Annotated in this window: 11 protein-coding genes; 3 read left to right on the forward strand and 8 right to left on the reverse strand. The window is 69.8% G+C overall.

Going from position 1 to position 14,422, the window contains the following annotated elements; all coding sequences use genetic code 11:
- Window positions 1-138 precede the first annotated feature (138 nt).
- Window positions 139-1,644: an amino acid permease gene (locus ACN6LM_RS35240; RefSeq protein ID WP_445069500.1), complete on the forward strand. Its 1,506-nt coding sequence runs from the start codon at window positions 139-141 to the stop codon at window positions 1,642-1,644.
- 3 nt (window positions 1,645-1,647) lie between these two features.
- Here ACN6LM_RS35240 and ACN6LM_RS35245 read toward each other — a convergent pair whose 3' ends face one another.
- Entirely contained in the window at window positions 1,648-2,031 is a 384-nt protein-coding gene (locus tag ACN6LM_RS35245; protein ID WP_445069501.1) for an NTP pyrophosphohydrolase, read from the reverse strand.
- Between the two features lie 176 nt (window positions 2,032-2,207).
- On the opposite strand from ACN6LM_RS35245, the gene ACN6LM_RS35250 reads away from it, so the two are divergent.
- Entirely contained in the window at window positions 2,208-3,338 is a 1,131-nt protein-coding gene (locus ACN6LM_RS35250; RefSeq protein WP_445069502.1) for a hypothetical protein, read from the forward strand.
- Between the two features lie 50 nt (window positions 3,339-3,388).
- Here ACN6LM_RS35250 and ACN6LM_RS35255 read toward each other — a convergent pair whose 3' ends face one another.
- A complete protein-coding gene (locus tag ACN6LM_RS35255) occupies window positions 3,389-4,492 on the reverse strand; it encodes an LCP family protein (protein ID WP_445069503.1) in 1,104 nt (367 codons plus the stop codon).
- A gap of 365 nt (window positions 4,493-4,857) precedes the next feature.
- Here ACN6LM_RS35255 and ACN6LM_RS35260 point away from each other — a divergent pair, with 365 nt between their 5' ends.
- On the forward strand, window positions 4,858-5,955 hold the full coding sequence (locus ACN6LM_RS35260) for a hypothetical protein (RefSeq protein ID WP_445069504.1): 1,098 nt from the start codon (window positions 4,858-4,860) through the stop codon (window positions 5,953-5,955).
- A gap of 90 nt (window positions 5,956-6,045) precedes the next feature.
- On the opposite strand, the gene ACN6LM_RS35265 is transcribed toward ACN6LM_RS35260, so the two are convergent.
- The 6 genes from ACN6LM_RS35265 to ACN6LM_RS35290 form a co-directional block, all read right to left on the reverse strand.
- On the reverse strand, window positions 6,046-7,665 hold the full coding sequence (locus ACN6LM_RS35265; protein WP_445069505.1) for a glycosyltransferase family 2 protein: 1,620 nt from the start codon (window positions 7,663-7,665) through the stop codon (window positions 6,046-6,048).
- 22 nt (window positions 7,666-7,687) lie between these two features.
- Window positions 7,688-8,491 carry an Ig-like domain-containing protein gene (locus tag ACN6LM_RS35270; protein ID WP_445069506.1) on the reverse strand — a complete coding sequence of 268 codons (804 nt, stop codon included), beginning with the start codon at window positions 8,489-8,491 and terminating at the stop codon, window positions 7,688-7,690.
- Complete coding sequence (locus ACN6LM_RS35275; protein WP_445069507.1) at window positions 8,488-9,303, reverse strand: rhamnogalacturonan acetylesterase; 816 nt, start codon at window positions 9,301-9,303, stop codon at window positions 8,488-8,490. The genes ACN6LM_RS35270 and ACN6LM_RS35275 overlap by 4 nt, the downstream gene beginning before the upstream one ends.
- A gap of 31 nt (window positions 9,304-9,334) precedes the next feature.
- On the reverse strand, window positions 9,335-10,837 hold the full coding sequence (locus ACN6LM_RS35280) for a D-ribitol-5-phosphate cytidylyltransferase (RefSeq protein ID WP_445069508.1): 1,503 nt from the start codon (window positions 10,835-10,837) through the stop codon (window positions 9,335-9,337).
- 58 nt (window positions 10,838-10,895) lie between these two features.
- Window positions 10,896-12,923 (reverse strand): hypothetical protein, encoded by a 2,028-nt coding sequence (locus ACN6LM_RS35285; protein ID WP_445069509.1) that lies wholly within the window; start codon window positions 12,921-12,923, stop codon window positions 10,896-10,898.
- Window positions 12,924-13,244: 321 nt separating this feature from the next.
- Window positions 13,245-14,270 carry a phage baseplate protein gene (locus tag ACN6LM_RS35290; protein ID WP_445069510.1) on the reverse strand — a complete coding sequence of 342 codons (1,026 nt, stop codon included), beginning with the start codon at window positions 14,268-14,270 and terminating at the stop codon, window positions 13,245-13,247.
- Window positions 14,271-14,422: the final 152 nt, after the last annotated feature.

A 14,422-nucleotide genomic window follows, 5' to 3' on the forward strand; every position in this document is an offset into this window, starting at 1 on the left:
GGGCCGGTCGGACCACCCGTAACGGGTGGTCCGACCGGCCCGTTCGCGTGAAATCGGGCCGTGGCAGGCGTGCCGCGAACGGGTGAGGGGGCCGAGTCCGGAACATGGCGTGCACGACGAGTGCGTGGAGGTACGCCGGTGAGCACGCAGCAGGACCTGCCCCCGAGCGGGAACGGGCTGTTCAGGACCAAGACGGTCGAGCAGTCCATCCGCGACACCGAGGAGCCGGAGCACGCCCTCAAGAAGTCGCTCTCGGCCCTGGACCTGACGGTCTTCGGGGTCGGCGTCGTCATCGGCACCGGCATCTTCGTCCTCACCGGCAAGGTCGCCAAGGAGACGGCCGGACCGGCCACCGCCCTCGCCTTCGTCGTCGCGGGCGTCGTCTGCGCGCTGGCCGCCCTGTGCTACGCGGAGTTCGCGTCCACCGTGCCGGTCGCGGGCTCCGCGTACACCTTCTCGTACGCCTCGCTCGGCGAACTGGTCGCCTGGATCATCGGATGGGACCTGGTGCTGGAGTTCGCGCTGGGCACGGCGGTGGTCGCGGTCGGCTGGTCCGGCTACGTCCGCTCGCTGCTGGACAACGCGGGCTGGCACCTGCCCGACGTGCTGGCCGGGCCGGACGTGGCGGACGGCTTCGGCTTCGACATCCTCGCCTTCGCCCTGGTGCTGGTCCTGACCGTGATCCTGGTGCTGGGCATGAAGCTCTCCGCCCGGGTCACCACGGTGGTGGTCGCCATCAAGATCGCCGTCGTCCTGGTCGTCATCATCGCGGGCCTGTTCTTCATCGACACCGGCAACTACTCGCCGTTCATCCCGGACGCCGAGCCCCAGCCCTCCGGGTCCGGGTTCGACGCCCCGCTGGTCCAGCTGATCTTCGGCTACGCCCCGACGAACTTCGGCGTCATGGGCATCTTCACCGCCGCCTCCATCGTCTTCTTCGCCTTCATCGGCTTCGACGTCGTCGCCACGGCCGCCGAGGAGACGAAGCTGCCGCAGCGCGACATGCCGCGCGGCATCCTCGCCTCGCTGCTCATCTGCACCGTGCTCTACGTCGCCGTGTCGATCGTCGTCACCGGCATGCAGCACTACACCGAGCTGTCCGTCAGCGCCCCGCTCGCCGACGCCTTCAAGGCCGTCGGACATCCCTTCTACGCGGGCGTCATCAGCTTCGGCGCCGCCGTCGGCCTCACCACGGTCTGCATGATCCTGCTGCTGGGCCAGACCCGGGTGTTCTTCGCGATGAGCCGCGACGGCCTGCTCCCCAGGTTCTTCTCCAAGACGCACCCGCGCTTCCACACCCCGTACCGCCCGACCATCCTGCTCGGCGTGATCATCGCCGTCGTCGCCGGGGTGACCAGCATCAACGAGCTCGCCACGCTGGTGAACATCGGCACCCTCTTCGCCTTCGTGGTCGTCGCCCTCGGCGTCATCGTGCTGCGCCGCACCCGCCCGGACCTGCACCGCGCGTTCCGCACGCCCTGGGTGCCGGCGGTCCCGATCGTGTCGGTGGCCGCCTCCGTCTGGCTGATGCTCAACCTGCCGGCCGAGACCTGGCTGCGGTTCGCGGTCTGGATGGTGATCGGTGCGGTCATCTACTTCGCGTACGGGCGCTCGCACAGCCGGGTGAACCGCGAGCGGGCCTGACGCTCAGACCCCCGGCCGAACCGTACGCGGCCCCGCGCACCGCGCCCCGTGCGCCTCGACCCGCCGGCGCAGCTCCCGGTCGGCGGTGACCACCACGCAGGGGCGGGGCGCGGCCTCCGCGGCCAGCTCGGCGATCAGGTCGTCGCCGCTGCCCGGGGCCGCCTCCACCCGCACTCCGGGTACGGGCGCGACGTCCCGGGCCCGCCCCTCGACCACCAGCACCAGCTCGACGGGGCCGGGCGTACCGGGCAGGCCGTCGGAGGCGTAGGGCACCAGCGAGTCGCGCAGCCGCTCGGCCGCGCCCCGCCGGTCGCGCCACCACCCGTCCGGGACGGACCCGACGACATTGGCGGCGTCGACGATGACCAGGGGCAGCGGATGCGGCATGGGGCCCAGCCTGCCACGTCAGGGCGTCCCGCGACCTCGCGCAAGCGGTCCGGACGAGGTGATTCCAAGGGTTCGAACGGTGATTCTATGATGGGTGCTCCCCGCCTTCCGGATGCCGGTCGAGACGCAAAGCCGCAGATCGGGGGCGGACCATCACGGAAGGAAGACGCCACGACATGCGAGTCAGGTCGAGACGTGCCCAGGGGAGCGCCTCGGGCAAGGGCGACGACGCCCTGCGAGACGTCGAAAGCGCCCGTGGGACCGGCGAGACCCCGGTCGACGGACGCTGGCTCGTGTGTGGCAAGGACGGCAGGCTCACCGCCTACGCCCGCAACGAGGACGGCCTCCTGCGCTGGACCGAGGAGCGCCCCGGCGGCCCCGGCTGGCAGGGCCCCGAGTTCTTCCCGGTCCCGGACCTGACCCACCTCGGCGTCGCCCAGGGTCCGGACGGTTACGTCCACTTCATCGGCCGCCGCACGGTGCACGGCGACGAGGAGCAGCCGCAGGTCGACCTCGTGCACGCCATCCAGTACCAGACGGGCCGCCCGGTCACCGCGTGGCGGACCGTGGGCAATCCGTACAAGGACGGGGACGAGCGCGCCGCCCGCATCGGCCCGCCGGCCGTCGCCGTCGCCCCGACCGGCATGGTCCACGTCTTCGTCCGCAACGCCAACGGCGGCATGATGCTGCGACGCGAGGCGAAGAGCGGCAAGTGGGAGGGGTGGAAGGACCTCAGGGGCACCCTGGGCAAGGAGACGATGGCCGTCGCGGTCGCCGGGTCGGGCCGCATCGAGCTCCTGGTCCCCGGTACCAACAAGGCCATGCGGTGGGCCCAGGCGGAGCCCGGCGGCGCGTTCCAGAAGGGCGACAACCTCAACGTCAAGATCGCCGGCGGCGCGGTGAGCGTGCTGGAGACCGCGCCCGACCGCAACACCTTCTACTGGACCGACGCCACCACCGGCACCCTGGTCGCCCACCGGCTCGACGCCCCGCCCCTCACGATCGGGGACACCGCGGCCGAGGGCCGGGTCGCCGTGCTCCGCGCCGAGCTGGACGACTACGACTGCACGGTCCTCGCCCACCGCACCCGTGACGGCCGCGTGCTCCTCGCGGCCTGCGGTACGGAGAACGAGGCGGGCGGCCTGTGGTGGGCGGCGACCGGCGAACGTACCTCGGCGCCCCCGGCGTTGGCGCTCGACGGCGAGGGGCGCGTGGTGCTCGCGATGATCGGCGAGCGCGGCGGGCTGTACGTGGCCCGCCAGAACGACGAGCCCGGGCTCGCGCTGGGACCTGCCCAGCGGGTGTGAAGCGTGTACGGCCCCGGGAGCGTTCCCGGGGCCGTTGCTGTGCCGTCCCGTCAGCCCTGGCCGAGCGCCGGGGACTTCTTGGCGGACTCGGGGATCGGGGTGTCCTCGCGGATCGCCTTCCACAGCGCCTTCGCCCGCGACTCCACGGCCACGACGCGGTTGTGGTCGATCTTGTCGTACTCGACGGGGAGCATGATCGTCTCCATCGTGTCCGGGTCGACCCCGTTCATGGACCGGGCGAACTTCGCGAGCGAGGTGAGCGAGGCCAGCTCCTCGTCGGTGGTCAGGGCAGCGGTGGCCGAGTTGGCGATCTTGTAGGCGCTCGTCGGGCTGCCCAGCAGGTCCTGGTTCTTGACCTCCTTGAGCAGTCCCATGAGGAACTGCTGCTGGAGGCCGATGCGGCTCAGGTCGGTGCCGTCGCTGAGGCTGTACCGGGTGCGGACGAACTTCAGGGACTCGGTGCCGTCGAACTTGTGCGGCCCGGCTTCGACGTTCAGCCCGGTCTTCTTGTCGTGGATCGGTTCCTTGACGTCGATGTTCACGCCGCCGATGGCGTCGACGAGCCCCTTGAACCCGGCGAAGTTGATCTCCAGGTAGTGGTCGATGCGCACGCCCGACATCTTCTCGACGGTCTTGACCACGCACGCCGGACCGACCAGCGAGTACACGGAGTTGAACATCACACGGTCCTTGGTCGGCACCGTCGAACCGTCGGCCTTGGTGCACTCGGGCCGGGTCACCAGGGTGTCGCGCGGTATGGACACGGCGACGGCCTTCTGACGGCCCTCCGGAATGTGCACGACGAGTGCCGTGTCGGACCGGGCCCCGCTGACCCCGGCCCCGCCGCCCAGCTCCTTGTTCTCCGAGCCGGCCCGCGAGTCGGACCCCAGGACCAGCAGGTTCTGGCCGCTGGTGGGCAGCTTCTCGGGACGGTCCTCACCGAGTGCCTTGTTGATGTCGACGCCCTTGATGTTGCCGTTGAGGTGGCTCCAGAACCACCACGCGGTACCGCCCGCGGCGACGACGAGCACCAGGGCCGAGACCAGGATCACCCGTCGTATGCGCTGGCCCCGCGTCCGGACACGCTTGCGCCCGCGGCGGCGGGGGGTCTCCGGGGAGCTCCCCTGGCCGGGGGTGGTGTCGTCTTGGCTCATCCTGAGTGAGTCCTCACAGCTTGTGGCCTGGTCAGGGCGCAGGTAATGGGGTGGGACTCGGGTGGGGGGTGGAGCCGGTCCGCTTTTTCCCGGGATCAGCACTATAAACAGTCGATCAGGTGTACGTATGAAGGCTGTGGCGTGATTGTGACATGGCGGGTGGCCGAAGCGGCGGCCGCCTGAGGCGAATCGCGCTGGTCGGCGGGCACTCGGGCGCGGACGTGACGACCGGGGGCAAAGTGACGGACGCGTGAATCATGTGACAAAATCATGGTCTGAATACCATGGGATGCCCGTGGGGGAAGAAGGCGGTGCAGGGCGTGATCCGTGGCAGGAACAGTGGTCGCGCCGCGGGATCCCGGCGTGTGGGCACAGCCGGTACGCGGGGCGGGACTTCGCGGGTTTCCGCCGGACCGGGCCGCTGGCTCTTCACCGGCCGCGACGGGCGGATGACGGCGTACGGAACCTCGGCCCATGGGCTGGTCCGGTGGACCGAATCGGCCGGGGGAACAGAGCTCTGGTCCGGGCCCGAGTTCCTCGACGTGCCGCACTGGGCGGGCCGGGTGGCGATGGCGCAGAGCCGTGAGGGCTACGTGTGCTTCGCCGCCCTTCAGGACAAGGACGGCTCGCAGGGCATCGCGGTGGCCACCCAGTACCAGACGGGGCGCGCGCTGACCGGCTGGCACTCCCTGGGGCTGCCGAAAGGACAGGGCACCGCGTTCGACGACACCCTGGTGCACAGCCCGCTCATCGCGGTCAATCCCGCCACCGGCTCGGTGCACGTACTGGCCTCCCTCAGCGGGAGCGGCGTGTTCCGGTGCAGCCGGAAGCCCGAAGGCGACTGGGGGACCTGGAAGCCTGTCACCGACCGGGGCTACCCCTCGGAGCCCGGTGTGGTCATGACCGAGGGCGGGCCGCTCGAAGTCCTGGCCATCGGGACCGGCGGAGCCGATCACTGGGTCGGAACGTCCAAGGGCCGGTTCCAACTCGCCGGCAGCATGCAGACTCCGGTCGTCTCCGGCTCCGTCACCGCCCACGAGACCGGACCCAAGCGGGCCACGTACTTCTGGAGATACCCCGGCGACGGCTCGCTGGTGGCGTGGCGGCGCCCCGACGGACGACAGCCGGCCGGCGGTGGCCTCATGACCCTCGGCGGCGCCGGAGGCACCGGGGCGCCCAGCGTCACCCGGGCCCTCATCGGCGGGTACGACTGCACGGTCCTCACCCAGACGGGCGCCGACGGCGCTGTGGAGATCACCGCCTACGTGACCGAGAACGAGGGTTACGGCATGTGGTGGGCGCAGGTCGAAGGGCTGGGCGCGCAGAACCCGCAGGTGGCCGTGGACGGCGCGGGCCGGGTCGTGGTGGCCGCCCTCGACAGCGAGGGGTCCCTGATCGTCGCGAGGCAGAACCTCGCCATGGAGGGCCTCGGCTTCGGACCGTGGGTCCGGGCAGCCGGCTGACGATACCCCGGCGCCGTGGCCGCGCACCGGGAGGGCCGCGGCGAACCGCTGTCGCCGGTCAGCCGACAGCGGTCGCACGTACCTCGGGGTTCACCACGCCGCCGCTTCCGCCGGGGCGGGGTCGCCCCCCTGCGGAAGCGGGAGGCGCTCCGCGACCTCGATGGCGAGATGACCGGCCTCGGTACAGAACAGCGTCGCGGCCAGCTCGTGCTGCGCGGACGTGGGCGAGGGAGCGATACGGACAGGGGCCCGGCTGGTGAGGTCGACGCTCTGAGCGCGCTCACGGCCGAGGGGCACCTCCTTGGTGACCCCTTCGAAACTCACTGAGAGGTGGAGGTCCCAGACACCGGGCGCCACCGGCCACCCGCTCGTCGTCTGCCGCAGATTGACGCGGGCGGAGAACCGGCCCATCGCCCGGGGCTTCCCCTTGGCGTTCAGCAGCTTCTCGTCCCGGCGGGCCGTGACCGAGAAGCGGTGCTCCTCACCACTGCCGCGCTCCCGCAGAACCACCTCGGTGGCCCGGTCCCGGGTGGAGAGCTGCTCGAAGAAGGCGTAACCGTCGAGGCCGAGGATCGAGCCGGTCCACTGGATGCGGGTGAGCTGCTGACTCACCGTCATGCGATCGGTGATCTCGAAGAGTTCGTCCGGGAGTCCGACCTCGGGGTCGCGGAAGAAGGGCAGCGTACTGAAGACTCTGCCGTTCTCGACGGTCTTGCGCGCGGGGGCGCGGTCCTTGTCGGTCTCGTACGCGACCATGTGTGACATCTCGGAGAACCGGCCCGCTGAGAGAAGGGCCAGGCGCACCGCGAGCGGCTTGGGGAGCAAGGCGAGCGAGCCGAGGGTGAGGTGGGTGTTCAGCACGTCCCTGGCTGCCCAGCAGGTGCGTTCCAGCTCGTCCCTGCTCTGGATCGCGAAGAGTGAGCGGCCGGTCGCGGGGGCCAGATCCAGTTCCAGATGCCTGGCGAGCAGATAGTCCCGTTGCGGACCCGCGGGCCGGAGGGCGGCCGCCGACCGCATCAAGTAGTCGGCGAGGCCGATCTGTTCGGCACACGGCAGGGCCGGCGTCCGGCCCGGAGCCGAGACGAGGCAAGGGGCGTCGGCCACCACGGCGATGTTGTCGGCCGCCACGTAGGCCGCCGCGGTGAACGCCATCTCGTCCGCCCCGGAGGCGGCGTCGAGCGGGAACTCCAGTGCCTTCCGGCGGAGCAGGTCGGTGCGGAACAGCTTGCTCGCCGACAGCGACCAGTAGGCGCGAGAACTGTAGAGGTCGACAGAGGTACGGCTGCGCCGGTACAGGGCGGCAGGCTCCGAGGTCCCCGCCAGGCTCTCCGGCTGTCCGGCGACGACGTCCGCCTCCTGCGCGTCCGCCATCTCCACCAGCCGTTCGAGGGCGTCCGCGTGCAGCCGGTCCGAACCCTCGAGGAAGATGACATACCGCCCGGACGCCTGGTCTAGGGCCATGTTGCGGGCTGCCGCCGGCCTCATGCCGATCGGCTGCCGCCCCACCCTCACCACGTGCGCATGAGTACGCGCGAACTTCGCGAGCAGCTCGGGACCATGATCGGAGGACCCGTCGTCGATGGCCACCACTTCCAGGCGGTCCATCCCGATCGACTGCGCCAGCAGCGAGTCGAGACACGCTTCGACGGTCGTGGCGTGATTACTGACACGGATCACGACGGTGACGTCGCGTATGTCGGCAGGGCGCATGGGCCGGGAGTGAAGCATCGGTCTACCGGTTCCTCGAAGATTCTTGGGGCCAGGGCATGGTCCCGGTCAGTTCGGGCCATTGCCAGGGAGAGAACGCGGTGGTGGCAGCGGTCTCGGGGAAGGCACCCGGCGCCGCGGTGAGGTCACCGACGAACACGTTGGCCGTTGCCGTCGCCTTCGTCGAGTCCGAGGTGCCGATCGTGTACTCGAACCGGTCGTAGCCGACGAATCCCGGAGCGGGGTCATAGGCCACCCAGCCGTCACGCGAGAGCTGGGCGCTGCCGTGCCGGGGCTGGGTGACCGAAATCGCGAAGCTGCCCTCCGGGGCTTCGGCGAGGACGTTCCCCTGACCCCGCGCCCCCGGGCCCGTGACGATCCGGAGCCCGGTCAGACGATGCGGCCCGACCGGCACCGCGTGCCCGGTCAGACGCGCGGTGCGGACCATCTTGCGCTCGGTCGCGTCGGGGATGCCGACCATGATCTGGGGCCGCAGCCGGGGCGCGCGTCCGGGGCGGCCGATCCGCACCGACAGCACTCCGGTGCGCGTCTCCCCGGCGTCGGCGCGCACCCTGAACCAGCGCTGCCGGGGAAAGTACTCGAGGGCCTCGAAGGACACGATCTCGCCCGCATCGACCAGAGAGCTCTCCAGCAGATAGGCGCAGCCCCGCGGCGCACCCTGCTCCGCCGCCACGCACAGCGCCAGCTCGACGATGTCGCCGGGAACGACGGGCCTGTCCGGTTCCACCGAGCTGAAGAGGGCCGCGCGCACCACGCCCTGGGACGGATCCGTGCCCGCGGCACGGCCGCTGCACAACAAGTGGTTCATACGGCGGGCCCCTCCGGGAGGTAGGTGGAGACCCGCTCCTTGGTCCGGCGGGCGAAGGTGTCGTCGTCGAGCCAGCCCAGCTCGTCGTACGAGAAGCGACGGCGGTCCAGGCCGGTCGTCCAGTGCTCGGGGACGATCTGCTGGGTGCGCAGGCTGCGGGCCACGTAGCGCGCACACTCGATCGCACCTTCGGCGCGCAGGTGCACGTTGTCCGCGTCCTGGACGATCTTCTGCAGCGGCTCCCCGGGGCGCAGGTAGGTGAACGCGTGCTTGGAGTTCTCCGGCCCGAGCTCCTCCCACCAGGCGAGGCTCTGCCCGTACAGGTCGATGACGGGGAGGTGCTCCTCCTGCGCGAGCCGGCGCATGGCGGTGGGATAGTCCCCCAGGAAGCGGGACACGTTCCCGTGCGGGTCCACTCTGCGGCGCTCGAAGGGGAGGAGCACCACCGGATGCCCCTGTGCCGCCCGGGTTCCGACGGCGTAGGCGCGCATGTGCTCCATGAACGATCCGAAGGGATCGGTGTGCAGACCGGCGTCGGGCTTCCAGTCGATCTGGCCGAAACCGTAGATCAGGTAGTCACCCGGCGACATGTTCTCCAGGATCCACTGGAGGCGGCCACGCTCATGGAAGCTCTTCGAGCTGGCCCTCGCGCGCGCGCAGTTGACCACCTCCACCGAAGGGCTGAGGAAGAGCGGCAGGGCTTGTGCCCAGCCTGCCATCGGCAGGTGGCTGACCGGCCTGGTGACGGCGGTGGAGTCACCGGCGACGAAGATCTTCGGCTTCCGGCCGTCGGGCTGTGCGGAGTAGTCCATGAGTCTCTCTCACCGGTTCGACGCAGCGGGTCTATGCGGACGAGTCGGCCTGCTCGTGCAGTACCGACGCGAGCGCCTGCTCGAATTCCGAAGCGGCAGGCCGGCTCGCCGTGGGGTCCTGCTGGCGCACGTCGATGACATGGCCCGTCAGAGAGGACAGCAGGACGTCGAGCGAGCTGAGCGCGACCATCTCCGACGAGAGCAGAGAGCCCTCGGGCTCCTCGCCGAACGCCTTGGTCCGCATGGGAGTGGCCGTTCGCTCCGGGTTGACGCAGTTGACCCGGATGCTGTCCCCGGCCCACTCGTCCGCGAGGGCCTGGGTCAGATTCACCATGGCGGCCTTGGTGGACGAGTAGAGGCTGTACTCGGCACGCCCCCGGGTGTAGCTGCTCGACGTGAAGAGCAACAGCTGGCCCTGGGTCTCGGCGAGGTACTTGAACGCGGTCCGCGCGATGTTCACCGGGGCCAGGTAGTTGACCTCCAGGGCTTCGCGCAGGGTCGCGTTGTCCGTCGCGTCGAGCCTGCCGATCCGCAGCACGCCCGCCGTGTTGACGACGTAGTCGATCCTCCCGGTCTCCGCGTAGGCCCGGGAGAACGCCGCCTCGACGTCGTCGGGGTTCTCGACGTGCGTACCCGTGGTGGAGCGGCCGAGGGCGAAGACGCGCGCCCCGTACGCCTCGGCCATGCGGGCGATGTCGGCCCCGATCCCGTAGGACCCGCCGAACACGACCAGTGTCCGCCCGGCCAGCCGGCTCCGGTAGAACTCCTCGCCGCCCGGGCTGGGAGCCGTCGTGGACGCCAGCTGGAACAGCTTGTCGGCGATGAAGACATCGACGGGCTGGGTGACCTTCATGTTGTACTCGTCGCCCATGACCACGTGCACGGGCACGTGCGGCAGGTACTTCACGACCACGGAGCAGTCGTCGGTGGCCTGGAACTGCGGGTCGGCACTCGCGCGTTCGTAGGCGCTGCTGATGGTGGAGAGCCAGAAGCCCTGGGGGGTCTGACCGCGCCTGAGCCTGCCGCGGTCCGGGATCTCGGTGATGAACTCGCCGTCGGCCCCGTGCATCCGGGTGACGATCACGGTGTCGGCCGAGGGGATGGCCACGTCGACGGCCTGGTACTTCTCCAGCGCCTGGACGCATTCCTTGATCACGCGCTGCGAGACCAGGGGCCGTACGGCGTCGTGGAAGAGGAGGTTGCAGTCCTCGCCCTCGCCGAGTCGGGCCTTCACCGCCTCGATGGCCAGCGTGGTGGTCTCACTGCGGGTGGAGCCCCCGGCGAGGACCTGGGAAACCTTGCCGAGCCCGGCCCGAGCCACGATCTTCTCGGCCTCGGCCACATAGTCGGGCGTCATCAGGACGATCACGTCGTCGACGTCCGGCGCGCTCTCGAATATCTGCAGCGTGTGTTCCAGGATCGGCTTCCCGGCGATCTTCAGGAGCTGCTTGGGTATGGCGAGCCCGATGCGCTGCCCGGTGCCACCGGCGAGGACCACGGCGACGGTTCGGCGATGGGTTGAGCGGCTGGTCAAGAGATCCTGCTTCCTCGAAAGATGTGGGTCGGCGGGCAGAGGGCGAAGCCCTGCGCGGTCAGGCGGGCTGGTGGGGCTGCTGTCCCGGCTGATCGGGGAACTCCTCGAAGGCCGGATACTCGATGGGGAAGTCCTGGAGCCCGCGGGAGTACAGGGCGTTCGCGGCGTTGTTGAACCGGACCGTGGACGGGGGATGGTCCGCGCCGAGCAGATAGTCCTTGAGCTGCTCACGGTAGGAGGCCATCACGTCCTGCGTCGGGTCGAGCGTCGCCGCGAGGGCTTCGTCGAGCCCGTTGCAGTCGCCGTCGAGCAGGTAGGACGCGTACGCCGTGCGCTGTTCGTTCCGGAACTCGGCGTCCGGCAGCCCGTCCAGGTTGAAGATCGCATACGGCTTCCGGGTCGCCACGAAGTCCGAGACGACACTCGACATGTCCCCGATGAGCAGGTCGGAGTGGTTGAAGCAGTCGTACAGGGTGGGCACTCGCTCCGTCACGACGTGGTGAGCGCTCTCGGGCAGCGAGTCCCAGTACAGGGCGCCGGCCTGTTCCCGCAGCTTCCGGATCCGGATGGTCCGAGCCTCCTCGGTCAGGTCCGGATGCTTGGACCTGACGCCACGCTCCTGATAGGCGGCGAGACGCTTGTCGATACGCGCCAGCTGGCGGGACGCGGTCTTGGAATCCAGGACGTTGCGGCCGAACCGCTGTGCGTTGTCCTCCTGGAGCAGCGCGATGATGCGCCGGTGCGCGGCCGCTGCCGCGGCCGACCGCGTTCCGGTCAGGGGGTGCGGCTTGTAGATGATCCGGAGGCGCCGCTCGTGCGCCAGGAGGGCGCGCACGAGCTGCTCACCGGCCGGGATGACGGAGGTGTAGCAGGCGTCATCGGTCCAGCCCTCCCACGTGGGGGCGTAGATCACGGTGGGTATCTCGCTGTTGCCGACAGAGCCGGTCCAGCGCCGCAGCGGCGCCAGCTGCGGGCGGCCGACCTCGACGATCTGCTGGGCGGTCACCGCGTGCTTGATGCGCTCGTAGCGGTCCCGTCCGGCTCGGCCCGCCACCCAGATCTCGTCGAAGACCTTGCTGACCCGGTTGCTGCTGGCCAGCTTGTCGCTGTCCCCGTGTCCGATGAAGACGTGCTTGACGTCGTGCCGCTGCAGCATGTGCACGTTCTTGCCGGCGTTGCCGGGATAGAGCGTGACCCGGAGCTCGGGCATCTCGACACGGGCCAGGTACTCGGCCTTCGGCACGCAGATGACCGGTACGGAGGTGGCGTCCAGGAAGCGCAGCGTGGCGCGTTCGCGGAGCACGATGATGGGCCGCAGGTCCAGCATCTCCAGGGACTCCAGCCACATGTTCACCTGGTACATGAAGTCCCGGGAGACGGCGGCGAAGGTGAAGTACAGGGCGACCTGGGGCCGGTACGCCGCGAGCTGCCGGTTCAGTTCGACGATGGCGTCGTCGGGGGAGGGCAGGATGAGGGCGTTCCGCGCGCCGGGCAGCAGCACCAGCACGGCCAGGCAGGCGAACCAGACCGAGGAAATCGCGCCGAAGGTGACGTACTCCCACCGGTCGGTGGCTATGGTCCCGAGCGCACCGGCTATGAGAGGGACGTCGAGGTGCAGCGTCTTGCGGACGTGCTTGTTCATCAGGAAGGGATGCGGCATGCGCCGAATGCCCAGGGCCTCCAGATCGAGCCCGCGGGTCGTGAACGGCAGGGCGGCACGCTCGGTCTTGACCCGCTTCAGCACGGCCCCGTAGACGAGTTGGAGCACGAACAGGAGGAGCAGGCCCACGGACGTCATCTGGACGACGAAGGAGGCGAGGTCGTCGATCGACCCGCAGAAGGCCAGCAGGAGGAACTGGCGGATCAGGAACCGGATGGTGAGGCCGAACCGGGAGTCCCGCAGCCGGTCGAGGGTAGAGGACTCGGAGGTGTGCAGGAGCAGGTCCGCCACGTAGCTGACCGCGGCCGCACAGGAGAAGACGAGAAGGGACGGGATGACGACCGCCGCCAACATGCCCAGGAAGCCGAGCCCGAGGGCAGCGGTGATCAGGAACCCCAGTACGGCCTGGCGGCGTGCTTTGCCCATCAGCGACCGACTCCTCCTTCGATGATCTATGCGGCGCTTGGCCGTGTTGCCGGCGCGGAGCGGGAGTGCCGCACGTCACAGTGGGGGCCGAGCGCCGCAGCCGACCGGAGGACGCGGGCAGGGTGTAAGGAACTTGTGAAGCCTCCGGCTGAACTCTAAACACTCGCCGAGTGTTCAGTGAACTCCTAAAGGGACAAAAGTTGAACATTCACTGCTTGGATGCGGAACAGTTACGAACGGAATGCGACCGCTTGTGATCTGCCTAACGTTCCTGTGCTCCACCCGACGGTGCGGCAGGTCTCGTGCTAGGCGCTTACTCCGTCAAGGCCCGCACGAGTAGACGGTGAGTGCGCGCCGATCCGGCGTCTTGACCGAAAAGGCGATGCAGAGCCGCGGTGCGGTACCCGGCCTGACCGCGATCCCTTCGGGCTCCCGGAAGTTCAGCTCCGGAGCGGCGGTCACCCGTCGGCGCGCGATCGTCCGTCCGCTCCGCACGTCGACCGTCGAAACGAAGGTGTTGCCGCCGGCGGACGGGGGATTCCCACCCGCTTCATCCGTATAGGGATTCCCTGTGAGCTGGTAGATGTACCCATTGCGCAGGGCGCACCCCTGGAAGGTCTCGCCCTTCTTCAGCGCGCTGTCCGCGATCTCGTACAACGGCTCGTACCGCTGGCCGAGGAAGTCCTCCATGCGGTACACCGCATAGCCGTGTCTCCGCCCGGTCCAGTGGCTCACCAGCACACGGCGGTTCGCCAGGTCAAGCGTGGGGTGCATCCGCCGGGCGCCCGGTACCGGCCGGTGGTGGCGAACACCCGCCGACGAACTGTCGAGCACGGTGCCGTCACGGAACGGGACCCGGGCGATGGCGCGGCCGTACCCGGTCCGGGGATCCGCGTCGGACTCCACCCACAGCAGCACCTTCCCGTCCGACGGCTCCACCCCGAACGAGATCCCGTGCCCGAAGCCACGCAGGTACATGTGCCCGGTACTGCCGCCCGACGGCGAGAGGACCGTGACGCACATGTCACCGGACAGCCGCCTGGCCCGGCTTCCGAGGGCCCGGGTTTCATCGGGAAGGCGAACGGAGGCCGGCATGAGCTGGAGCGCGTACGTGTCGTCCGGACTCCGGCCGTACGAGACCGACTGCGGTCCCGTGACATGACGCAGTGGTGTGGGCGCCATCAGTTCCGAAGCCGAGGAGACATCGAACTCCTCGGCGGGCCCGTCGGATTTCCCGTCGTCCGGCAGAACGGGGCCGGGCCGCGTGCTCAGCAGGACGCCGCCGGCGGCAGCGCCGCCGCCGAGGAGCAGCGTTCTCCGCGTGATGTGCCGTCCACTTTCTGCCATGCCGATGCGTACCCACCGTCCTCGCCCGGGGCGGTGGCCGCCCGTCTGCAGTGCAAGATCGGCATTCTGCCACTGTCCCCGCACGGGGCGGACGGGGCCCCGGCAAGGGAGGGTGCGGTCCGGAGCCCGGACCCCACCCCCCCCCCCCCCCG

The sequence above is a fragment of the Streptomyces sp. SAS_281 genome (assembly GCF_052542855.1).